This is a genomic window from Halothiobacillus neapolitanus c2, assembly GCF_000024765.1.
GTDB classification, from domain to species: Bacteria; Pseudomonadota; Gammaproteobacteria; order Halothiobacillales; family Halothiobacillaceae; genus Halothiobacillus; species Halothiobacillus neapolitanus.
The window spans coordinates 1,853,459-1,877,078 of the sequence record NC_013422.1 but is presented as its reverse complement, the minus strand read 5'-3'; the positions used below and the strand labels follow the sequence as shown (position 1 = coordinate 1,877,078).

Below are 23,620 nucleotides of genomic sequence, written 5' to 3'. Positions count from 1 at the left end.
ATATCGCCTCGAAAAACCGTTATGGCCGGACGCCAGCGTTGTATTCGCCAGTTCGAGAGCAGTGCGCCAGCCTGAAGCCCGCTTCGTGTTACGCTGTACTTGATCCGTGCATTCGGTTTTCGACCTGTCCTTCGGTCAATTTCTCGGGGGTAGCGCAAATAAGCCTGCTTCTACTATGTTATAAATAACCGGATATAAATAACCCAGTCTGCCCATCGACTTTTTGTTTGGGCAGTTTTCCCTGCTAACCACTGCTAACTTTCTCAACCCAGAACAGGAGCACGATATGGCTTTTCAACTCCCGGAACTCAGCTACGATTACGGCGCACTCGATAAATCCATCGATGCGCAAACCATGGAAATTCACTACAGCAAGCACCACGGCGCGTATGTGACCAACTGCAACAATGCCATCGCCGGCACCGAATGGGATGACAAGTCCATCGAAGAGATCATGGCGAATGTGTCCAAACTCCCGCCAGCCGTGCGCAACAATGGCGGCGGACACTTCAATCATGCGCTGTTCTGGTCGATTCTCTCCCCGAACGGTGGTGATGCGCCATCAGGCGATCTGGCCGATGACATCAACGCCACGTTCGGTTCCTTCAGTGCATTGAAAGATCAGATGAGCACCGCTGGCGCCACGCGTTTTGGTTCCGGCTGGGCCTGGTTAATTTTGGACGCACAGGGCAAACTCGCCGTCTGCTCAACGCCGAATCAGGACAACCCCACCATGGACATCGCCGAGATCAAGGGCACGCCCATCCTCGGTATTGATGTGTGGGAACACGCATACTATCTGCGTTACCAGAACCGCCGCCCGGATTACCTCAAGGCCATCTGGGATGTTATCAGTTGGGATGCGGTTGGCGATCGGTACGCTGCTGCGAAGTAATCCAGTCGTAGTCTTAAAGCTAAAAACCCCGCGCCGGAAACGGTTGCGGGGTTTTTTTATTGCCAAAGTTTGATCCAGTTAATTGGTCCGATGGGTGTAGGAGGAATTGATCTGGCCGTACACACGAGGCGACTCTCGGGACGCGTCAGAGGAAAATCCGCTGATGTAACTCGATGAGCCGCCCGAACGCCAGGCAGTGGATGCACAACCCGAAAGCGCAATGGCGACAAGTACGGGCAAAATCCAGAAGAAACGACGCTTCACTGGTAGCCTCCTCACTTGTCCTGATGCTTGTTGTCGGGACGCTTCAAGCTCGCCTCTTCGCGCATCGCATTGAGTTCGATATCGGTCTTGTCCGCAATCGACAGCAATTTATTGGCAAGATCTTGCTCAATATTTTGCCATTCTTTCGCGAAGGCTTCTCGATCCTGCCGCAGGGTGGTTTGTGCTTTGGCGATGTCTATGCGGAGGTTGTCCACGAGATCTGGGTGATATTCGTGATCGGCCAGCGCAGCACGTGATTCGTCAATAATTTCATCGCTGTGGCGTGTAATGGCCCGGCTTTCATCGTCCAGCAGGCGGGCGTAGATGGTGCCCAGCCAGTGGTAGTAACGGTCGCTCAAGCTTTCGTGGGCTGTATTTTTGGTTTGTTCGTCGGTAGACATGTTGCGATTCCTCCTGAAGATCTGCGCTCAGCATACACCTAGAGTGTACTGTTTCGTTCTTGGAGGCACATTCAGCGGCTCGCCCGAAGGGAGCCCTCCGAATGCGCCATGACGGCGTTGCCGTGCTTGACAAGGGTATGGCCATTGCCTGCGCACGGCGCCTTGTCCTGACGCATTCGGAGGACTCTGAAAGTACCTCCAAGAGCGAAACAGTACACTAGGTTCATGTACTCAGACACGGTTTTTTGGGGCAGTAGTCGGGTTTTTCGGGTATTCTTAACGCCCTTTTATATCGCCCCCCTTTATCATCAAGTACGCACCCAATCGCCATGATGCACGAGCAATACGTTCCCGCCCAAGTTGAAGATCAAGCCCAGAGTCTGTGGGCCGACCGCCATGTATTTCGCGCGGTTGAAGACCCGACGCGGGAAAAATTCTATTGCCTGTCCATGTTTCCGTACCCTTCCGGGCGGCTGCACATGGGGCATGTACGCAATTACACCATCGGCGATGTGATCGCGCGTTATCAACGGATGCGCGGCAAGAATGTGTTGCAACCAATGGGTTGGGATGCGTTCGGTCTGCCCGCAGAAAACGCGGCGCTCAAGAATGGTGACGCCCCGGCCCGCTGGACATTCGAGAACATCGATTACATGCGCGGCCAGTTGCAGCGCTTAGGCTTGGCCTACGACTGGCAGCGGGAACTGGCCACCTGCACGCCGGAATACTACCGCTGGGAACAGTGGCTGTTCACCCGCTTGGTGCGCAAGGGCATGGCCTACAAAAAAACCGCCGTGGTGAACTGGGACCCGGTCGACATGACGGTTCTGGCGAACGAGCAGGTTATCGACGGGCGCGGCTGGCGCTCCGGAGCGCTGGTCGAGCGCCGCGAGATTCCGCAGTGGTTTATTAAAATCACCAACTACGCGGATGAATTAATTGATGATTTGAACCAGTTAGACGGCTGGCCTGAGCAGGTGCGCACCATGCAGGCCAACTGGATTGGCCGTTCGCGCGGTTTGCAGGTGGATTTTGCCTTGCCCGATGGCGAGAACCTGACCGTATTCACCACGCGGCCGGATACGCTCTATGGCGTGTCCTACCTCGCCGTAGCCGCCGAGCATCCGCTCACCAAGCAAGCGGCACAAACCAACCCCAACATCGCCGCCTATATCGAACGCTGCCGCCATCACAAGGTGGCGGAAGCTGAAATGGCGACTATGGAGAAAGAGGGCGTCGATCTCGGTATGACCGTTACGCATCCTTTGACCGGCGAACCGATTCCGGTCTGGTCGGCTAATTTCGTGCTGATGGAATACGGTACCGGCGCGGTGATGGCGGTGCCTGCGCACGATCAGCGCGACTTTGAGTTTGCCAAAAAATACGGTTTGGCGATCACGCCGGTGCTTGAATCCGCCGAGCCGCATGATTACAGCGCTCAGGCGATGACGGCAAAGGGCAAGCTGTTCGATTCGGCTGAGTTTTCCGGTATGGATTTCGAGACGGCCTTTGATGCCATTGCTGCGCACCTTGAAGCCAAAAAGCAGGGCCAAGTGCAAATCAACTACCGCCTGCGCGATTGGGGCGTATCGCGGCAACGCTACTGGGGTTGCCCGATTCCGATCATCAACTGCCCGCATTGCGGCGCGGTGCCGGTGCCGGACGATCAACTGCCGGTCATCCTGCCGACCGATGTGACCATGAACGGCCCGCAATCGCCCATCAAACAGTCGCGTGAATTCATCGAAACGACCTGCCCGGAATGCGGTTGTGCGGCCGAGCGCGAAACCGATACCTTCGATACCTTCTTCGAGTCGAGCTGGTATTACGCCCGTTATACCTGCCCGGATTTTGCGCAAGGCATGCTCGACGATCGTGCCGATTACTGGCTACCGGTCGATCAGTATGTCGGTGGGGTGGAGCACGCCGTGCTGCACCTCTTGTATGCGCGCTTCTTCCATAAGCTGATGCGCGACGAAGGTCTGATTGCCAAGGATAAACCCGAGCCGTTTACCCGCCTGCTCACGCAGGGCATGGTGAACAAAGACGGCAGCAAGATGAGCAAGTCCAAGGGCAATACGGTCGATCCGCAGCCTTTGATCGAGGAATACGGCGCGGATACCGTGCGCCTGTTCATGATGTTCGCCGCACCGCCCGATCAGGGCTTGGAGTGGTCCGATGCGGGGGTGGATGGCGCGCATCGGTTCCTGAAACGCCTGTGGCGTCAGGTGTACGACCGTAAGCAGGCCGGTTGGCAGCCCTCAACGCTGTTGATCGAAGGGCTGGATGATGCCGGCCGCGCCCTGCGCCGCAAGCTGCACGAAACTATCGCGCGCGTTACCGATGACGTCGAAAAACGCCAAACCTTCAACACCGTGATTGCGGCAAATATGGAACTGTTCAATGAGTTGAATCGTTTTGAAGGAAGCGATCAGGTAGCAAACGGCGTCATCACCGAAGTGCTGCAAAGCATGATCAAAATGCTCTCGCCCATCGTGCCGCATATCGCCCACGCCTTGTGGTCACAAGTGGGCGGAACGGGTTTGGTGATCGACGCGCCTTGGCCCGAGGTGGATGCCTCGGCTCTGGTGCGTGATGAAATCGAACTCGTCGTGCAGGTGAACGGCAAATTGCGCGGCAAAATTCAGGTGGCAGCTAAAGCCGATAAGGCCATGCAGGAAGCCGCAGCCATCGCCAATCCCGATGTGCAGCGCTATCTTGACGGGGTTTCCATCAAGAAAATCATTGTCGTGCCCGGTCGGCTAATTAATATCGTGGTGGGGTAACCTGTGACCAGCCAGAATTTTTCTTTTTTTGCCCGTTTCCTGCCATCGCGCGCCATCGCTTTTTTTGGTGCGCTGGCCGTTCTTGCAACGCTCGCATTGGGTGGCTGCGGCTACCACCTGCGTGGCGTGACGAGCCTCGATCCGGTTTATCAAGCGGTTTATGTGCAGGGCATGAGTACCAGCGATCCGGTGTACCAGCAGTTGCAACGTCTGTTCCTGAACACGAACAGCACCCTCGTGACCGACCCGAGCAAGGCTTCGGCCACCCTTGTGATCGACAGGAATACGGTCGAACAGCGTGTCGCCGTGGTTACACCACAAGCAACCGTGCAGCAATATGAGTTGTATCAGCGGATTACCTATCACATCGAGCTGTCAGACGGACGGCGTTCACCTGAGCAGACGATTGGTCAGGCGCGCAACTACAATTACGATCCGACCGGCGTCATTGCTTCCACCAGTAACGAGGCGCAGATTCGTCAGGAGCTGGCCGAAACACTGGCCCGATTGTTGTTCTACCGCCTGAGTGCGCCCGTGAAGATGGAACCGCCAGCGGCGGCGCACTGATCCGTGAATCTGCGTGCCGAACAGCTGGATGCGGCACTGGCCAAAAAACTGGCCGCCCTCTATGTGCTGGTGGGCGACGACTGGTTGCAACTGGATGAGGCCCGTCAATCCATCGCCCGACAGGCCCGTTCGGCAGGCGTGACCGAGCGCCTGCGGTTCGAGGTGGAGGGGCGCTTTGACTGGGGCAGTCTGAAGTCGGTCGGTGCGAATCTGTCTCTGTTCGCCGAGCGGCGCTTGGTCGATTTGCGCATTCCCGGCGGCAAACCGGGCAAGGAGGGGGGCGAAGCGCTCAAAACCCTGGCTGCCCAGTTATCGAACGCAGATGAGACGGACGATGTCTGGTTGATCAGCCTGCCGAAACTGGACATGAATGCGCAGAAGTCGGTCTGGTTTAGTGCCTTGAGTCAGGCGGGCGTCACCATCCAGTTCTGGCCGATTGGTTTGCGTGATCTGCCGCGCTGGATCGAGTCGCGCGGTGCCAAGCTCGGTTTGCGGATACTGCCGGATGCCGCGCAACTGATTGCCGAGCGGGTTGAAGGCAACCTGCTCGCCGCCAAACAGGAACTCGACAAGTTCAGCTTGCTGAACTTGCCCAATCCGCTCACGGCGCAGATGCTGCTTGAAAATATTACCGATCAGTCTCGGTTCAACCCGTTTGATCTGGGCGATGCTTTGTTGGATGGCGACCGCTCCCGTGCGGGACATCTGCTTGCCCGGTTGCGGGAAGAGGGCGTCGATGCCATCTTGATTCTGTGGGTGCTCAGCCGAGAACTGCGCCTATTGGCTGGACTAGATGATCCCGCGGCCATTGATCGTTTGCCGGTGCCTAAAGGCCGCCGACCCCTTTATGCGCGGGCGGCACGACGCGCCCCGGCGGCGTACTGGCTTAAACTGCTGGGACGCTGCGCCGAGATTGACCGGAGTATCAAGGGGATTGCAGCAGGTGAACCCTGGCAAATGCTGGATCGGGTGGCCCTTGCGGCCTGCGGTGGCAGTCGGGCCCGAAATTAGGGCACCTCGAAATACCCGTGATTCGTCGTTCCCGCGAAAGCGGGAACCCAGGAAAATCAAGGCGCTGGATTCCCGCCTACGCGGGAATGACGGGTTTTTCGAGCTTCCCATTAGTGAGTGGACAGATGCAAAATAATGTAGATGAAAATTTGATCGAGATGATGACTCAGATGGGCCAGCGGGCTCGTCGGGCCTCGCGCGCGCTATCTGGTGTGACCACGGCGGATAAGAATCGCGCGCTTCTGGCGATTGCCGACGCGCTGCTCGCCGCCCAAACGCAGTTGTTGGCCGCCAACGCGGTGGACGTTGCGAACGCGCGGGCGCGTGGCTTGGATGCGGCGATGATCGACCGGCTGACCCTCACGCCCAACGGCGTGGCGCAAATGGCCGAAGGCGTGCGGCAAATCATGGCGCTGCCTGATCCGGTTGGTGAAATCAGCAATATGGTATTCCGCCCCACGGGCATTCAGGTGGGGCAGATGCGCGTGCCGCTCGGTGTCATCGGCATTATTTACGAATCGCGTCCGAACGTGACCATCGATGCAGCGGCGCTGTGCCTTAAATCGGGCAATGCCACGATTCTGCGCGGCGGCTCGGAAGTGGCCGCTACCAATCAGGCGCTGGCGGATGTGATTCGCAGCGGCTTGAAGGCGGGCGATTTGCCGGAAGATGCCGTGCAGATCGTACCGACGACCGATCGAGCGGCGGTATCGATTCTGCTGGGCATGCATGAGTACATCGACGTGATGATTCCCCGTGGTGGCAAGGGGCTGGTGGCGCTCGTCACCGAGCAGGCTCGGATGCCGGTCATCAAGCATTTAGATGGCGTGTGTCATGTCTTCGTCGATGAGCAGGCCGATCTGGATAAAGCCGTCGCTGTGGCCGTTAATGCCAAAACCCATCGTTATGGCGTGTGCAATGCGATGGAAACCCTGCTGGTGCATGCGGCGGTTGCCGAGCGGTTTTTGCCGATGGTGGCCCCGTATTACTTTGATAAGGGCGTCGAGTTGCGCGGATGCCCGAAGACACGGACAATCCTGGGCGAGTCCGTCGTCGCGGCTACAGTCGAGGACTGGTACGCGGAATATCTCGCTCCCGTTCTGGCCGTGCGCGTGGTCGATTCGCTCGATGAGGCCATCGACCACATCGAGACCTACGGTTCGCACCATACCGATTCGATCATCACGGAAAGCTACACCACCGCCCGCCGGTTCCTGCGTGAAGTGGATTCCGCCTCGGTAATGGTGAATGCTTCCACGCGTTTTGCCGATGGCTTTGAATATGGCTTGGGCGCGGAAATCGGCATTTCGACCGACAAGATTCATGCGCGTGGGCCGGTGGGCCTGTTGGGTTTAACATCGCAAAAATACATCGTATTGGGTGATGGTCATATCCGTGGCTGATGCTCCGGTAAATCACGTAAAGGCACCGCTGCTCGGGATTCTGGGCGGCACCTTCGATCCGATTCATCTGGGGCATTTGCGCCTGGCCGAAGAAGTACGCGAGGCATTGGATTTGGCTGCGGTGCATTTTGTGCCATCCGCCGTGCCGCCGCATCGCCCTCAGCCGTCACTCGGGCCGCAACAACGGCTGGCGTTGGTTCAGGCGGCCATTGCCGATCATCCGGGTTTTATCGCCGATGGGCGTGAGCTTGAACGCGCCGGTGTTTCGTATACCGTGGATACACTCAAGTCTTTTGCGGCTGAGTTTCCCGAGCATCATCGGGTGTTGATACTGGGCATGGATGCCTTCAATGGACTGCCCCAGTGGCATCGTTGGCAGGAACTGTTCGATTGGGCACATATCGCCGTCGCCAACCGCCCGGGTGCTGCGGCCACCGGTGAGGTCGCCGCATTGCTGGCCGAGCGGCGACTTCAGCCGGAGCAACTCGCCCGGCAGCGGGCGGGCGGAGTTGTGGCGCTGGAAATCACCCGGCTGGATATTTCCGCCACCGCGATTCGCGCCGCGCTCGATGCCGGGCGCTCGGTGCGTTACCTTGTGCCGGATTGTTTGCTAAACCCCCTGCAAGCCTATTATTCTGATCTGGATTCTGGGTTGAATACCCATTAATTTTTTCTACTAGAAAGCTGAACCATGACCCAAAAAGACAATTCCCCGGCTGCAAACGACGCAGCCTCTGCCCAAATAAACAGTACGGTAAATAGCACGGCAAACAGCCCGGCTGACTACCCGGAGGCCCAAACGGTAGCGGATTGGGTGGTCGCCGCGCTGGAAGACCTCAAGGGCATCGACATCCGTGTGCTCGATGTGCGTGGTTTGTGCAATTTTGCCGACTTCATGGTGTTTTCATCGGGCACTTCCGACCGGCACCTCAAGTCGCAGGCAAACAGCGTCGTCGAGCAACTCAAGGCCCACGGCGTGCGGCCCATGGGCGTGGAAGGTGATGACGTGCCCAGCACAGAATGGGTACTCGTCGATGCGATTGATGTTTTGGTACACATCATGCTGCCGGAAACGCGTGACCATTATCAGCTGGAAAAACTCTGGTCGGCCCAATCCAACCAAGCATCGAACAAAGCTGCAACAGCAGCCGATGCCCCTGCGGCCTACGCAACGGCGATTGACAAGATTCGTGGTTCTTCCATACCCAAGTAATCAAGCCCTGAAAACGTCCATTGAAAATTCATCTGATCAGCGTCGGGACGCGTTTGCCCGACTGGGCCAATGCGGGCACGGCGGAGTACCTGAAACGGATGCCGCCCGCCTGCCCGGTCCAGTTGCACGAAGTGCCCGCCGTGCAACGGGGTAAAACCATTGCCACCGAACGCGCCAAGTCAGAAGAATGCGCGCGGATCGAAGCGCAAATCCCCAAAGGCGCCTGGAAAATCATCTGCGATGAACGGGGCAAGTCGTGGTCGACCGCTCAACTCTCGGCTCAAATGGCCGACTGGATGCAATCGGGGCGCGATGTGGCCGTGGTCGTTGGCGGCGCTGATGGCCTGACGGACGATTTTCGCCAGACAGCCGACCGGCTCTGGCGCCTGTCCGATCTTATCCTGCCGCATCCTTTGGTGCGTGTATTGCTGGCGGAGCAGCTTTACCGGGCGTGGTCGTTATTGAACGGACATCCTTATCACCGTGAATGAATGCAGATGATTCACCCCAAAGCATTGTTCCTGGCCTCTAGTTCGCCGCGCCGCGCTCAGTTGCTGTCAGATATGGGGTTTGAATTTAACGTTTTGCCCGCCGATGCCTGTGCTATAGATGAAACGCCGCAAGCGAACGAATCGGCATGGGCACTGGTCGAGCGGTTAGCGCGCAGCAAGGCGGCAATGGCATTGTCCACGGCAGATTTGCCTGACGGCAGCTTCGTGTTGGCCGGAGATACTGTCGTGATCCACCAAGGTCGTATTTTCGGCAAGCCGGTTGATGAACGCGAAGCGGCCGCGATGCTGTCGGCCCTGAGCGGACAGACACATGCCGTGGTAACTGCCATAGCTGTCGCCGATCGCCAGCGTTGTGAGTCGGTGATTGTGCAAACGGATGTCACGATGATGCCGCTCAGTGAGGAGCTGATTGCCGCCTACCTTTCCACCGGCGAGCCGCAGGGCAAAGCCGGTGCCTACGCCTTGCAAGGCATGGCTGCCCAGTTCGTCGAACGGATCTGTGGTTCCTGGGGTGCGGTGGTCGGTCTGCCTCAGTTTGAGACGGCGCAATTGCTGGCCGCATTCGGCATTCGCCCTTTCTGGCAAAAAACCAACGAGATTTAATCCATGAGTACCTTGTCCATGACGAGAAACAGGATATGAGTGAAGAAATCCTCATCAATGTGACCCCGCAGGAAACCCGTATTGCCTATGTCGAAAACGGGGTGTTGCAAGAGATCAACATTGAGCGCTCACGGTCGCGCGGCATCGTCGGCAATATCTATCAGGGGCGTGTCAGTCGGGTATTGCCAGGCATGGAGGCGGCGTTTGTGGACATCGGCCTGGAGCGTGCCGCGTTTTTGCATGTCTCGGATATCGAGCTCAAGCCGGAGGAAAAGGAAACCGGTGTCGAGACGCGCCCGCGGATGATCTACGACCTGCTGCGAACGGGGCAAAATCTGATCGTGCAGGTTATCAAGGACCCGCTGGGCACCAAGGGCGCCCGCCTGACGACCGAAATCACCATCCCGTCACGCTATCTCGTGTATTTGCCCAATGGTCGGAATATCGGTGTATCAAGCCGGATTGAAGACCCGGTGCAGCGCGATCGCCTCAAGGATATTCTGGCCGAATTCATGGCCGAATCGATCGAGCGGGTTGGCGAGAATGAGATCGGTGGATTCATTTTGAGAACGGCTGCTGAGGGTGCGACTGCCGAAGCGCTGCGACAGGATTACGACTTTCTGCTGCGTTTGTGGGCCAGTGTCCAGGAACGCCAGAGTCAGACCAACGGCGTGGGGCTGATTTTCGAAGATCTGCCGATTGCACTGCGGACTTTGCGCGATGTGCTCGGCCGTTACGTCGAGAAAATCCGTATCGATTCGCGCGAAACCTACCATCGTGCCATTCAGTTCGCTCAGGAAATGGTGCCGGATATTCTGCCGATACTTGAACATTACCCCGGCGAACGCCCATTGTTTGACATGCACAATATCGAGCAGGAAATCGTCAATGCGATGGAGCGCCGCGTGCCGCTCAAATCGGGTGGGTATATCATCATCGATCAGACCGAGGCGATGACCACGATCGACGTGAATACCGGTGGTTTTGTGGGTTCTAAAAATCTCGAAGAAACCATTTTCAAGACCAATCTGGAAGCGGCAAGCACCATTGCGCGCCAACTGCGATTGCGCAATTTGGGCGGCATCATCATTCTTGATTTCATCGATATGATCGAGCCGGATCACCGTCTTGCCGTGCAGGAAACGCTCAAACGCGCGCTCGAAGCCGATCACGCGCGCACCAAAGTGTGTGAAGTTTCCGGCTTGGGTTTGGTCGAAATGACCCGCAAACGCACGCGCGAATCGTTGGAGCATATCCTTTGCACGGTCTGTCCGACGTGCAGCGGGCGTGGTACGGTCAAAACGGCCGAAACCGTTTGCTACGAGATTTTCCGCGAGGTGACTCGCGAGGCGCGTCAGTACCACGCTAAGCAGATGCTGGTCATCGCATCATCCTCGGTTATCGATCGTCTGCGAGAGGAGGATTCGACCTCGCTGGCCGAGTTGCAGGAATTCATCGGCGTCCCCTTGCGCTTGCAGGCCGATGTCCATTATCTGCCGGAACAGTACGATATCGTTCTTATGTGAATGCTTCGCTTAAGGCCCCAGTTCACCGGAGTGGCATGGGGCGCTGATATACTGTGTCGACGGTAATTTCACCTAAGGTAATCTGCCGCAGTGACGCATATTCATCTGCCCCACGCCATTCACCTCTCTTCTCGCCCGCTGCGCCGATTGATACGGTTTTTGCTGGCGTCTGTGGCCGTTATTCTGGTTTTGCTCGCCCTTGCATTCAGCGTATTGCGCGTCGTATTGCCGCATATGACCAATTATCGAGAAGAAGCGCAGACTGTGTTGTCCAAGGCATGGGGCGCACCGGTGCAGTTCGGTTCGATCGATGTGGCGTTTGTCAATTATCGCCCGCAGCTGGTGCTGACCGATCTGCGGTTGGGAAACAATGGCCCGGTCATCTCGCGCTTTGGTGTGTCGCTTGCGCCCTGGCGCAGTTTGGTTGCCCGGCATTGGGTCGCCGGGAAGATCGTGATCGACAAGCCGCATCTGGCATTCATTCAGCAGGCCGATGGGAAATGGACACTCTCCGGCGCGCCGCAAACATCGCCGCAAAACGATCCGGAAAAGACGGCAAATTCATGGGCAGACTGGTTGTCCAGATTGCCTGATTTGGGCGATGTATCCATTAATGAAGCCGTGGTTTCCTGGATTCGACCGGCAACATCCGATCTTCATGAATCCCGTCAGACAATTAACCTGAACGCGACCGCGCGGCTGGCGGCGCATGGCTGGTCGCTTTCCGGGGAATTGTTTGCGCCCGGTTTCGGCAATTCGCCCGTTCGTTTACGGGCGGACGGACATTTGGGTGACGAGCCAAATGCCGAGGTGTATCTGGGTGCCCATAACTGGAACCTGCCCGCCATGCAGCAGGCGATTCGCGATTTTACACATGGATCGGTGCGCGCTGAGATCGGTGGCTGCGCCGAGCATGTCGAAGGCTTGGATTGTTCAGCGGGGATGCCGCTTGTCAATCAAGGGCAACTCTCCGGCGAGTTGTGGTTACGCTTTGCCGGAACGAGCCTGCGCTCGGTTTCGGCCGATTTTGATATTTCCAGCCTCAAGGTCAGCCGGATGGCGAAGATTGCGGGTATCGGGGCGCTGGCATCGACTCAGTCTCAGGCGACTTTGCATCGGATTGGCGGGCGGTTGCTCTGGCAGAAAACGACAGACGGCTGGCGTTTGGATGCCGATCATGTTCGCGTCGCGACCACGGCCGATACCGAGTGGCCCGCTCATTCCATCCATCTGATCCATGCCGGAGACCAGACCTATTACGCCTCGAGTTACGTCGACCTGCATCAGCTTGCCGTCTGGTTGGCGACCGCGCCTTTGCCCAAATCATTCCTGAAGTTGCTGGGAGAAAACGCATTGCGTGGCGATGCTCGGGATATCCGACTGCATCTGGTCGGCAATACGCTTGTGGCGGGTTATCTCGAATTGCAGCACTTCGGCAATGTGCCGGGGCGGCGATTGTGGCCGGTCATCGGTCAGTCCGATGGTCTCGGGGGGCTGAACCTCAAACTCTACAAACAGCCATCCGGATGGCTGGCGCGTTTTGATCAATCGAATCTGGTACTCGCCGTGCCGGGCATGTTCCGCGAACCGATGACCATCGATGCCCTGAAGGGGGATGTTTATCTGCACGATGCCGATTCAGGGCGGCTTCTGATCTATAGCCCGGGGTTGCGCATCAAGAATGCCGATCTGTTCACGGATACAAGCTTCCGCTATCAGGCCGCAGACAAGGATCATCCGGCTCAACTTGCCATCGACAGTGCATTCGGCGATATCCATGTTGCGCGTGTTCCGGCGTATTTGCCACGGAACCTGCTGGGCAAGAACGTGCTGCACTGGCTGGATACGAATCTTGAGTTGCCCGAGCAAGGGGGCGGGCAACCTGGTCGAGTGGATCGTGGCCATTTCGTATTCAATGGTGATCCGGCTCGATTCCCGTTTATCAAAGGCGGCGGGTGGTTCTCCGTGGTGTTTGATTTCAAACATCTGGTTTTGCCTTTTCTACCTGATTGGCCGGCGCTCAAGGATGCCGATGGCAATATCGCATTCGTCAATCAGCAGTTCCACGCATCAATTGACCACGGAACGCTGGCGGACGTGCCGGTGGATGGGTCGCGGGTGAGCATTTTTGATCTGGACAAGGCCGCACTCGATATTGCCGTAACAGCAAAAGCGCCTTTGAGCCAACTGCTCGGGTTTGTTGGGCAAACCCCGCTTTTGGGTGCCGGCAGTTTGAACGCGCTCAAGGTCACGGGTCAGGCCGGGCTGGATGTCTCGGTTCGCGCGGGGTTGAAGCAAGGCGAGAAGACCGATGTAAACGGTCATTTGGTCCTGAAAAATAATGGCTTGTCTCTCGACAAAACACCGATCAAATTGAGCCGGATTTCCGGTGCCATCGATTTCCATAACGCGGATTTTACCGCCAGAAACATCTCCGCCCGTTTTGATGACGAACCGGCAACGATGACATTGAAGCCCAGCACATCGGACGATTCGACCATAGTGAGCCTGCAAACCCGCCTTGATCCCTTGTTCGCGTTGCGCGAAAAGTCTGCCACGGCGTTTGGGCCTCTGCTTGATCGGGTTCGTGGCAAGGCGGATACCACGATCGAGCTCAATATTCCTCATCATGGCGATCAATTTACAGTTCAGGCGAACAGTGATCTTACCGGCGTTTCGAGCCAGTTGCCGCCACCATTCGGCAAAGCTGCCGATGCGGTATGGCCATTGAGTGCCGATCTTACTTTTACCGGTGGCGTCTTGCGGCAATTGGATCTTAAATCGCAAGGCGGCGAACCGTGGCAAGCCAATCTGGGGTTCAATGACCGCGGCGCACTGAGTGGGGGCGATGTCAGTAATCGCGCTGACAGTGCTGATCGCTCCTCCAACAATTCGGCGAAACTGGCGATCAATCTAAATACACCAGTGCTGGATTTGGACGCATGGCAGCCAATTCTGAGTAGTGCCGCGTTCTCCCGACCGGAAAAAGCAACTTCCAGCACGCCCGTCGCGCCCTTCGATCTAAATATTCAGACCGATCGTCTCAAGGTGGCCGGTGTGCAGTTTGGCCCGACGCGCTTGAATGTTCGCTTTGCGGATGAACGGTATCGTATCAAAGCCAGTGGCGATGACTTGGACGGCAACCTGAACTATCAGCAGCCCAATGTCGCCCATCCGGCTGGCCAGATCGCCATGCAGTTCAAACGGTTCCATGTTGAAGATCAGTCTTCATCCAATTCGGTATCTTCCGATCGCGTGACACCAATAAGCTCCTGGGATTTGAAACAGATTCCCAGTGCACAGGTGATCATTGATGATCTGCGGTTCGGCAAGCACCGACTGGGCAAACTCGTGCTCAATAGCGAGGCTGCAAAGCCTGGGCACGACACGCTCGAGATTCCGACCATCGACTGGCAACCGACGGCGAGTTTTCGCCTGATCGGTCAGGGTTCGGTAGCCAAAGAGGGCGACAAACAGCAAACAAACTTGAACCTGTCGGCACAGGGGGCAGACCTTGGCGCGGTGTTCAAGCAGGTGGCCGGCGAGAACTCACCCATCAGCAATGGGGATCTCAAGTCGTCTTTGTTCTCTCTATCCTGGCCCGGTTCGCCGGCGGCATTCGCCCTTGAGCGGCTGAGTGGCTCCGGCGCGTTTGTCATGCAGAATGGTCAACTTAACGAGGTCAATCCCGGCGCAGGGCGACTGGCCGGGTTACTCAGTCTGGGGGCGATAACCCGTCGATTGCGACTGGATTTTAGCGATGTGGTCGATCAGGGTTTGTCGTTCGATTCGCTCAGCGCCGACTGGACCCTAAAGCAGGGATTGCTGGCGATTGATCCTCTGACACTCAAAAATGCCTCATTGCGATTGACGGCATCAGGACAAACCCACCTAAGCGACAACAGCCTCGACTACACCGTTAAAGTCTACGCTGATATCGGCATGCTCCTGCCCATTATCGGCACTGTGGCCGGTGGCCCGATTGTCGGTGGCGCTGTGCTGGCACTTCAGCAGGCACTCAAGACCATTGATAAAAATCCGGCACCGACGCTGGTTTACCGGGTCACCGGAACCATCGCTGATCCCGTCGTCAAAACCGCCGACGCCGCTTCGGATCGCTCCACCCCATGACCACTCCTTCTGAAGGCATTCGCATGAAAAAATCAAAAATTGCCGCTATCCAGCTGAACGGCAAAGCAACATGGGCTGAAAATCAACCGGTGATCGCCCGTCTGGTGAGTGACGCCGCGGAGGCTGGTGCTGAGGTGATCGTCCTGCCGGAAAATCTGTATGCCATGCCAGCGAATCCGCACGAGCTGTTGGCACTTGGCCTCGGGGCTGAGGGTGAAAATGCCCCACTGGACTGGTTGCAGACGTTGGCTCGCTTCAAGGGTGTCTGGCTGGTGGCCGGTACATTGCCCATCCGGGCTGATGGCGGTTCGAATGAAGGCAAATTATGGTCGCGCAGTTATGTCATCGATTCAAAGGGTGAAATCCAAGCCAAATACGACAAGATTCACTTGTTCGATGTGGATGTGCCGCCTCGTCGGTCCGCGCAATCGGCGACCGCTGAATCCTATCGGGAGTCGGATCAATTCCTGCACGGCACCGAGTTGGTACTGGTCGAGACGCCAGCTGGTCGTTTGGGTATGGCCATCTGTTTCGATTTGCGTTTTCCCGAGTTGTTTCGCCGCTTAACCGATCAGGGCGCCGAATGGATATGTCTGCCTTCGGCCTTCACGGAAACCACGGGGCGCGCGCACTGGGAACCCTTGTTGCGTGCCCGCGCCATCGAAAATCAGGTGTACATGGTCGCATCGGCACAAGTGGGCGTTCATGCCAGCGGGCGCAAAACCTTCGGTCACAGTATGGTCGTCGATCCGTGGGGAACGGTGCTCGCCAATGCCAAAACCCTGGCCGATTGCTTCGTCATGGCGGAAATCGATGCCGAAGCACAGGCGCATGTCCGTCAGCAATTTCCGGTTCTGGACTTGCGCCGGCTGAAGTCATAAATCGAATTTTCGATAGCCTGTTCGACAAACTATCAGCCAATTTTGCTCCCATGCCTTGCAGTTCTTCGGTACTCACCGATCAGAACAATCAGCTGAAATTTTGAATAAGAAGCGCGATGTTGTACGGAACAAAAACACCGTCCGGACGAGTTGATGGCATCAGGCGCCATTGTAGATTGGTCCAGTCTTGAGATTGGCCTATGGATTGGGATGACGTACATCGTCAAGCCAAGTACTATTAGCGGTTTAGGGTTGTGCAATTAGACGCCCATTTCGATTTTGTAGCAGGCCGCAGACCATGACGCATCGCACCGATGACTTACGTATTCTCGATATCCATAACCTAGTTTCGCCCGAGCAAATTCGTGCGCAGTTTCCACTGACCGAGCGCGGTGCGCAGACGGTATACGAGACGCGTCAGGCGATTAAGGCCATTTTGAGCCGCGACGATGATCGATTGCTGGTCGTCATGGGGCCGTGTTCGATCCACGATGTGAAAGCCGCGCGTGAATACGCATCGCGACTGAAAACACTCGCCGATGAAGTAAAAGACGACATCCTGCTGGTCATGCGGGTGTATTTCGAAAAACCCAGGACGACCGTCGGCTGGAAGGGTTTGATCAACGATCCGAACCTCGACGGCAGTTTCGAAATCAACAAAGGGCTCGGTGTAGCGCGTCATTTGTTGGTTGATCTTGCGGATATGGGCGTGTCTGCTGCGACGGAATATCTGGATCTGATCAGCCCGCAATATGTATCCGATGCGGTAGCCTGGGGCGCAATCGGTGCACGGACGACTGAATCCCAAGTGCACCGTGAGCTGGCATCCGGCCTTTCCTGCCCCGTTGGCTTCAAGAACGGTACCGATGGCGGTTTGCAGGTGGCGATCGATGCGATTCGGGCCGCGGCACGTCCGCATCACTTCCTCTCGGTCACCAAGGCCGGGCAGTCGGCTATTTTTTCGACTGCGGGCAACGAAGACTGCCACCTGATTTTGCGTGGCGGCAAAAAACCGAATTTTGACGCCAACAGCGTCAATGAAGCACTAGAAAAGCTGCGTGGTGCTGAATTGCCTGAGCGGTTGATGATCGATTTTTCCCACGCCAACAGTCAAAAACAGCACGCAAGACAGATTCAGGTGGCAGAAGAGGTCGCCACGCAGATCGCCGCGGGCAATGCCGGTATCATCGGGGCAATGATCGAAAGCCATCTGGTTGGTGGACGGCAGGATGTGCATCCGGATCGTCCGCTCGTCTTCGGGCAGAGCATCACCGATGCCTGTATCGCCTGGGAAGACAGTGTGGGCGTTATCCAGCGTTTGGCCGAGGCGGTGCGGATTCGACGAGCAGGCGGCGGTGTACTGGTTGATGTTTGTGCAAGTCATGAGCAGCCAGCGCATTGATCGATGCAATGATACGGTGAGTGATGAATTTCATCCGACCAAACCAGGATCAGAAAGATGAGCCAGAACAGGGTAGTTAGCAACGCCAAGTTGAACGATGAGTTTAGTTGCAACCTATCTAGACCCGCCGTTCGGCAATCCCGCATGGCGTTGCCTTTGTTGCTACTCTGCTTGGCGATGGGGTCTGTATGGCTGATGCCCGTGACCGAAGCCGCTTTGGATGTTAAGCCTGACTCTGTCAAACAGGGCGAACCGGCAGCGACTGGTTTGATGAGCCGAATCACAGAAGTGACCGTCTTACCCCAGGGGGCTTGGGTTACGCGTCGAATCGATGTTCCGATCGCCACGGTGCCTGTTGAAGCTCATCGTGCGGACGGCTCAAACAATGAGCAAGCCGGTAAATCGGTTACCGTGCTTGATCTGCCGGGAAATATCGATCAGGAAAGCGTGCAGATTTCTTCCGCTGATCTGTTTCAGTCCGGGCCGCTGCAATGGCAGAAACAAGCCGTGGAAACCGCGCCGGATTATGTTGCAATCGAAGCACAAATCGATGCCCTGCGTCGCCAACAGGCGGATGCGCGTGATGCACTTGAGGTTGCGCGCATTCGCCTGAATATTTTTCAGGCACAGATGAGTGCGCCAGCTACCGTGACGACCAAGGCCGGTCATCAGGCCGGTGCGTTTCTTACTCAGTCCGGCGCGCGTCAGTCATTCGACAAGCTGCTGGCAGATTTAATGTCGGCTCAGCACAAAGCTCGAAACGACCTCGATCAGGTTAACGATGCAATAGCCAAACAGCAGGCCAAACTGACCGAGCTTCGCAAACAGCCGGAAAAAATGAAATTGATTGTGCCGCTTGAGCGAAAAAAGTCAGCGAGCGGCAAAGTGGGTTCAGGAATTCTTCCTGTCTATCTGCGCTACCGAGTCAGCGATGCGGGCTGGCAACCGGTTTATCGTGCCAATTTGATCACTACGCTACCGACATCTGTTTCTGCCAAAAATACGCCAGAAAAAACTGCGTTACCGGTGGCAAATGCCAGCGCGCACGCCAACCCGATTGGTGACGAAAATGCACGGCTCGACTGGTCTTTTTCTGCCAGCGTGCATCAGAACAGTGGCGAAGACTGGACGCATGTGCCGATTACGCTGTCGCTCATCGACGCTCAGCGCTACTATCCCGCGCCCAAACTGCCGCGCTGGACGATTGGATTTGAGCGTCATCAGCCAGTAGCGCCTGTTCAGGAGGTCCGATCAAAACTTGCCATGAACATGATGGCGGCGCCCGCGGCGCGGCCTGTTGATGCCACGGGCTTCAATGCGGAGTACAAAAGTGATCAACCGCTTTCCATCAACAGCGGCGAAACCACCACCGTGATTCCATTGCAGCACGAACAAGTGCCCGCCAACGCGACGGTTCTTATTGCGCCGACACAATCACCTCTGGGTGTGCTGACCGGTACATTTGACCTCAACAATCCATTGCCGCTTCCGGCAGGACGCTGGGATTTTTTCGTTAATGGCGCGCAACTGGGCTCGGCATTCCGGCAGGCTCAAGCCCCATCCAAGAAGATGACTCTGGGATTCGGTGCCGATCAGCGTATCCAGGTTACCGTCGACCAGAAACCGGATCAGCGAGAGGAAAACGGCGTTATCGGTAAATCGACCCAGATGGTGCGCCGCACGGTGGTCGAAGTGCAAAGCCAGCACAAAGAACCTGTAGCGGTCACGGTGATCATGAATCTGCCGATTGCCGAAGATAGCGAGATTTCAGTTGAAGCACTGGCCGATACCACGCCGCCGACGACCAAACAGTTCGACGGGATCGATGGCGTTTGGGCCTGGTCGAACCAGATCAAGCCGGGCCAGAAAATCACGCTTAATTTCGGCTTTCGCTTACGCTGGCCAAGTGATAAAACCTTATCCGGCCTTTGAGTCGATTTGAGATGGATTGTGTGATTTATTCAGGGAGTAACGCGACATGATGGAACTGGTATTGGCGGGCGGCGGAATGATGATTCCCATTATTCTGGCCTCGATTATCGCGCTGGCGATCATATTCGAGCGGTTGTGGGCGTTACGCCATAGCCGACTGATGGGTGGAGATCCCGTCGGAACGGTAGAAAGCTGGATCGCAAGTAAGCAATTGACGCAGAACAAGGTTTCTGAATTGGCGCGCATGTCGCCACTCGGTGTTGTGCTCGCCTCTGGCTTGCAGGATGTCGGCAGTGCCGAGGCCATGCGCAACCGGATCGAAGATGCCGGTCGTCATGTCGCGCATCAGATGGAGCGTTATCTCAATACGCTCGGCACCATCGCGGTGATCTCGCCCTTACTCGGATTGCTGGGCACGGTTGTAGGCATCATCGATGTGTTCCAGTCGATTACGGCCAGTGGCGGTGCTGCGGGGATCAATCCCGAATTGCTGGCCGGGGGGATTTCCAAGGCACTGGTCACGACGGCAGGCGGCATCATGGTCGCCGTGCCTGCCTACATCTTTCACCGCTATTTCCGTGGTCTGGTGGACGAGCGCATCATCGAAATGGAGCGTGAGGCCATTCGACTGGTTGACATGATTCATCCGACCGAATCCGGTAAGCGCTGAGGGAATCGCCATGAAATTCCGCCAAAGACCGCGAGAGGAACTTGAGCTGAATCTTATCCCGCTGATTGATGTGATCTTCATGCTGCTGATTTTCTTCATGCTGACGACCACATTCATTCATGACCGGGCATTGAATGTCACGCTGCCGGTATCGGATCAAGGCAGTGAGCAGCGCGCCCCGGTCAAGGATCACGTGATCGAGATTGCCAAGGATGGTCGGATTGCACTGGATGGACACATCATGCCGAGCAATGCCTTGTTGCCGCAGCTGAAGGCCATTGCCAAAGACGGTCGCCCGGTCGTGGTCTGGGCGGATGCGGAAGTGATCAATCAGAAGGTCATTTCCGTGCTCGATCTGGTGCGCAGTGCAGGCATAACCAAGGTTGGCCTTGGGACGACGCCCCCCTAAAAATGAGCTATGAAATGAGCCATGAAATGAACCATGAAATGAACCATGAAATGAACCATGAAATGAACCATGAAATGAACCATGAAATGAACCATGAAATGAACCATGAATTAAGCCAAGACAGAATTCACAAACCGGGCAGGGCATGACGGCACACGATTCCACGCAGACGCCCGCATCGGGCTGGGCGACCTACCGACGTTTGCTGCGCTATACGCGCCAATACACGCGTGTGCTGATCCTCGCCATCATCGGCATGGTGGCGGCCGGCCTGACCGAAGTCGCTTTCGCTGCCCTGATGAAGCCGCTGCTTGACGGCAGTTTCGTGAGCCGTGACCCCACCACGATCCATCTCATGCCCGCACTGCTGCTCGTCGTTTTTCTGGTGCGAGTTGTGGCCGAATTCGCTTCCGGCTATGGCATGGCCTGGGTCGGTCGATCCGTGATTCGTGACCTTAAACGCGACGTGTTCGATCAGGTATTGCACCTGCCGGTACGTTATTTCGATCGTGTGCCCGGCGGTGAAATTCTGACGCGGTTGAATTACCAGAGCGAACAGGTTTCAGAGGCAGCTTCGCGCGCGCTGACGACGCTGATTCGCGACACGATTACCGTGTTCGGGTTGCTCGTATGGATGCTTTATCTGAGTTGGCAACTCGCCTTGTTTCTCGTCGTGCTTGCGCCCGTTCTGGTCGTGCTGGTTGGCGGAATCTCCAGGGCATTCCGCCGCCATGCCCGCCAGATTCAGAACTCCATGGGGCAGGTTTCCCATGTGGCCGAAGAAGTGGTGGGCGGTCATCGCGTGGTCAAACTCTACGGTGGGGAAGCCTATGAAGCGGCGCGTTTTGCCGCCATCAATCAGCGCAACTTCAAGGATTTCATGCGGATGCAGGCCGTCACGGCGGCTTCATCGCCGCTGACACAGTTCATTTTGGCGATTGGCATTGCTGGCATCGTCTGGTTTGCGACGACCGGGGATCGGATGCAGACCATCAGTGTCGGTACCTTCGTGTCCTTCATTACGGCACTGAGCCTGATGCTGACGCCCATGAAGCGTCTGATCGGTGTTAATGCCGTGCTGCAAAAGGGCATTGCGGCGGGCGAGAGCCTGTTTGGCCTGATGGACGAACCACGCGAACACGATGCACCAATGCCTGTACCCATCGAACGGGTTTCGGGGCGGATTCGTTTTGATGGGGTCGGTCTGCGCTACGCGACAGGCGAACAGGCACCTTGGGTGCTCTCGGATATCTCTCTGGACATCAATGCGGGGCGAACCGTGGCGCTGGTCGGGCGCAGCGGTGCGGGCAAATCCAGCCTGATTGCCAGCCTGCCGCGTTTTGTGGATATTGATCGGGGCGATATTTATCTCGATGATCACCCCATTTCCACGTTGAAGCTGACTGATCTGCGCCGGCAATTTGCCTATGTCTCGCAGGACACCGTTCTGTTCAACACGACGGTTGCCGCCAATATCGGCTACAGCGATGGGGGACAGGAAGATCAAGCGCGTGTGCGCGCCGCGGCAGAAGCAGCCTTTGCCCTCGATTTCATCGAGCGGCTCCCGCAGGGGTTCGACACCGAAGTGGGTGAAAATGGCGTATTGCTATCTGGAGGCCAGCGGCAGCGATTGGCCATTGCCCGCGCCCTGTACCGCGATGCACCGATTCTGATTCTGGATGAGGCGACATCGGCGCTCGATACCGAATCGGAACGGTATATTCAGGCGGCTTTGGATAACCTTAGTCGTGGGCGGACAACGCTGGTGATCGCCCATCGGCTGTCCACGATTGAACACGCCGATATGATTGTGGTGCTCGACAAGGGACGAATCGTTGAAACCGGTACGCATTCTGAACTGCTGGCAGCCGATGGTGCTTATGCCGCGCTGCATCGCTTGCAGTTCAAATCCGATTCGGCATCGGGCTCAACTGTGGCCATGTCTTCGTAAATGCGGTATCCCGATTTTTGGCAGCGGCGCGGATTGCGCAGTTGGTTGCTTTGGCCGCTCTCGCTCGTTACCTGTATGGTCGCGCGGCGGCGGCGGGCTGCTGCCGAGCGCGGCGAAGCGCGTCTACAGGATGGTTGCCCGGTGGTCGTCATCGGTAATATCACCGTGGGCGGAACCGGCAAAACGCCGGTGCTGATCGCATTGGCGCGCGCGCTTGCCGAGCACGGACGCAGGGTGGGGGTGATCAGTCGGGGCTACGGTGCCAGAATCGGGATCGAGCCGCGCGATGTGTCCGAAGCCGCCGGGCCTGATGCCGTTGGCGACGAGCCCTGGTTGATCCATCATGCCCTGAACGTGCCCGTGTTCGTTCATCCAGACCGAGTGCGGGCGGCCGAACAATTGCGCGCCAGACACCCGGAGGTGGATGTCATCCTGAGTGATGACGGCTTGCAGCATCACGCCTTGCCCCGCGAAGTCGAAATCGTGGTGATCGACGGCGTTCGTAGATTGGGCAATCGATTATGCCTGCCGGCGGGGCCACTGCGAGAATCGGCAAAAACCCTCGATGACGTCGACTTCGTTATCGTCAACGGCGAACAGTTTTCTGATGATCAATGGGCCGTTCAGTTCGAATTGACGCGGGTGCGCGATCTGTTCGATCAGAGCATCCAGAGCGTGGACGATTTCATACTAGGATTGGGCGACCAAACCGTCGTCGCATTGGCCGGTATTGGGCACCCCGAAAAGTTCTTCACTGCGTTGCGTGACCGGGGTCTTAGTCTGGAAACCTATGCATTGGAGGATCATCAACCCGTACCTCCGGCATTGCTTCATTATCTTCGCCGGGTAGGCAGCCCGATTGTGATGACAGAGAAAGATGCGGTGAAGTGGCAGCAAAACCGCCTGCCTTGGCATGTTCGCCCAGGCCAGGTGTTTGCTGTTATCGGACAAATCCGGTTGCCAGACGAATTGGTTCGTGCCATTTTGGACAAACTACCGCCCCGACCTGAATGCCCGACTTGACGATGAGATGACCAACGGTTTTTTGTGGTGTGGATAAGGC

20 protein-coding genes are annotated in these 23,620 nt (G+C 56.8%); 18 read left to right on the top strand and 2 right to left on the bottom strand.

Annotated elements, in window-relative coordinates:
• The first annotated feature begins 286 nt into the window (after positions 1–286).
• Positions 287–895, top strand: a complete 609-nt coding sequence (locus HNEAP_RS08695; RefSeq protein WP_012824604.1) for a superoxide dismutase — start codon at positions 287–289, stop codon at positions 893–895.
• Positions 896–973: 78 nt separating this feature from the next.
• Here the strand turns inward: HNEAP_RS08695 and HNEAP_RS12715 are convergent, their stop codons facing one another.
• Positions 974–1,159: a hypothetical protein gene (locus HNEAP_RS12715; protein ID WP_012824603.1), complete on the bottom strand. Its 186-nt coding sequence runs from the start codon at positions 1,157–1,159 to the stop codon at positions 974–976.
• Between the two features lie 11 nt (positions 1,160–1,170).
• Positions 1,171–1,560: a hypothetical protein gene (locus HNEAP_RS08690; protein WP_012824602.1), complete on the bottom strand. Its 390-nt coding sequence runs from the start codon at positions 1,558–1,560 to the stop codon at positions 1,171–1,173.
• 332 nt (positions 1,561–1,892) lie between these two features.
• Between HNEAP_RS08690 and leuS the strand changes: the two genes are divergently transcribed.
• The 17 genes from leuS to lpxK all read left to right on the top strand — a co-directional run bounded on the left by leuS (position 1,893) and on the right by lpxK (position 23,580).
• The gene (gene leuS, locus HNEAP_RS08685) at positions 1,893–4,346 is read left to right on the top strand and encodes a leucine--tRNA ligase (protein WP_041600945.1); all 2,454 of its coding nucleotides are present in this window, start codon (positions 1,893–1,895) and stop codon (positions 4,344–4,346) included.
• 3 nt (positions 4,347–4,349) lie between these two features.
• Complete coding sequence (locus HNEAP_RS08680; RefSeq protein WP_012824599.1) at positions 4,350–4,913, top strand: LPS-assembly lipoprotein LptE; 564 nt, start codon at positions 4,350–4,352, stop codon at positions 4,911–4,913.
• Positions 4,914–4,916: 3 nt separating this feature from the next.
• Positions 4,917–5,924, top strand: coding sequence for a DNA polymerase III subunit delta (gene holA / locus HNEAP_RS08675; protein ID WP_012824598.1), 1,008 nt, complete (start codon positions 4,917–4,919; stop codon positions 5,922–5,924).
• 125 nt (positions 5,925–6,049) lie between these two features.
• The gene (locus tag HNEAP_RS08670) at positions 6,050–7,327 is read left to right on the top strand and encodes a glutamate-5-semialdehyde dehydrogenase (protein ID WP_012824597.1); all 1,278 of its coding nucleotides are present in this window, start codon (positions 6,050–6,052) and stop codon (positions 7,325–7,327) included.
• Between the two features lie 28 nt (positions 7,328–7,355).
• Entirely contained in the window at positions 7,356–7,994 is a 639-nt protein-coding gene (gene nadD / locus HNEAP_RS08665) for a nicotinate-nucleotide adenylyltransferase (protein ID WP_208107197.1), read from the top strand.
• Between the two features lie 24 nt (positions 7,995–8,018).
• Entirely contained in the window at positions 8,019–8,540 is a 522-nt protein-coding gene (gene rsfS / locus HNEAP_RS08660) for a ribosome silencing factor (RefSeq protein WP_012824595.1), read from the top strand.
• A gap of 20 nt (positions 8,541–8,560) precedes the next feature.
• A complete protein-coding gene (rlmH, locus tag HNEAP_RS08655) occupies positions 8,561–9,031 on the top strand; it encodes a 23S rRNA (pseudouridine(1915)-N(3))-methyltransferase RlmH (RefSeq protein ID WP_012824594.1) in 471 nt (156 codons plus the stop codon).
• The gene (locus tag HNEAP_RS08650) at positions 9,032–9,655 is read left to right on the top strand and encodes a Maf family protein (RefSeq protein WP_012824593.1); all 624 of its coding nucleotides are present in this window, start codon (positions 9,032–9,034) and stop codon (positions 9,653–9,655) included.
• Positions 9,656–9,690: 35 nt separating this feature from the next.
• Positions 9,691–11,181, top strand: coding sequence for a ribonuclease G (rng, locus tag HNEAP_RS08645; RefSeq protein WP_012824592.1), 1,491 nt, complete (start codon positions 9,691–9,693; stop codon positions 11,179–11,181).
• A 90-nt stretch (positions 11,182–11,271) separates the two neighbouring features.
• Positions 11,272–15,312: a YhdP family protein gene (locus HNEAP_RS08640; protein WP_012824591.1), complete on the top strand. Its 4,041-nt coding sequence runs from the start codon at positions 11,272–11,274 to the stop codon at positions 15,310–15,312.
• A gap of 23 nt (positions 15,313–15,335) precedes the next feature.
• On the top strand, positions 15,336–16,193 hold the full coding sequence (locus tag HNEAP_RS08635; RefSeq protein WP_041600941.1) for a carbon-nitrogen hydrolase family protein: 858 nt from the start codon (positions 15,336–15,338) through the stop codon (positions 16,191–16,193).
• Between the two features lie 298 nt (positions 16,194–16,491).
• Positions 16,492–17,595 carry a 3-deoxy-7-phosphoheptulonate synthase gene (locus HNEAP_RS08630; RefSeq protein WP_012824589.1) on the top strand — a complete coding sequence of 368 codons (1,104 nt, stop codon included), beginning with the start codon at positions 16,492–16,494 and terminating at the stop codon, positions 17,593–17,595.
• 57 nt (positions 17,596–17,652) lie between these two features.
• On the top strand, positions 17,653–19,527 hold the full coding sequence (locus tag HNEAP_RS08625) for a DUF4139 domain-containing protein (protein ID WP_012824588.1): 1,875 nt from the start codon (positions 17,653–17,655) through the stop codon (positions 19,525–19,527).
• Between the two features lie 46 nt (positions 19,528–19,573).
• Entirely contained in the window at positions 19,574–20,197 is a 624-nt protein-coding gene (locus HNEAP_RS08620; protein ID WP_012824587.1) for a MotA/TolQ/ExbB proton channel family protein, read from the top strand.
• 10 nt (positions 20,198–20,207) lie between these two features.
• Positions 20,208–20,606 (top strand): ExbD/TolR family protein, encoded by a 399-nt coding sequence (locus HNEAP_RS08615; RefSeq protein ID WP_012824586.1) that lies wholly within the window; start codon positions 20,208–20,210, stop codon positions 20,604–20,606.
• 145 nt (positions 20,607–20,751) lie between these two features.
• Positions 20,752–22,557, top strand: a complete 1,806-nt coding sequence (msbA, locus tag HNEAP_RS08610; RefSeq protein WP_012824584.1) for a lipid A export permease/ATP-binding protein MsbA — start codon at positions 20,752–20,754, stop codon at positions 22,555–22,557.
• Positions 22,558–23,580, top strand: coding sequence for a tetraacyldisaccharide 4'-kinase (gene lpxK, locus HNEAP_RS08605; protein ID WP_012824583.1), 1,023 nt, complete (start codon positions 22,558–22,560; stop codon positions 23,578–23,580). It begins immediately after the preceding gene.
• Positions 23,581–23,620: the final 40 nt, after the last annotated feature.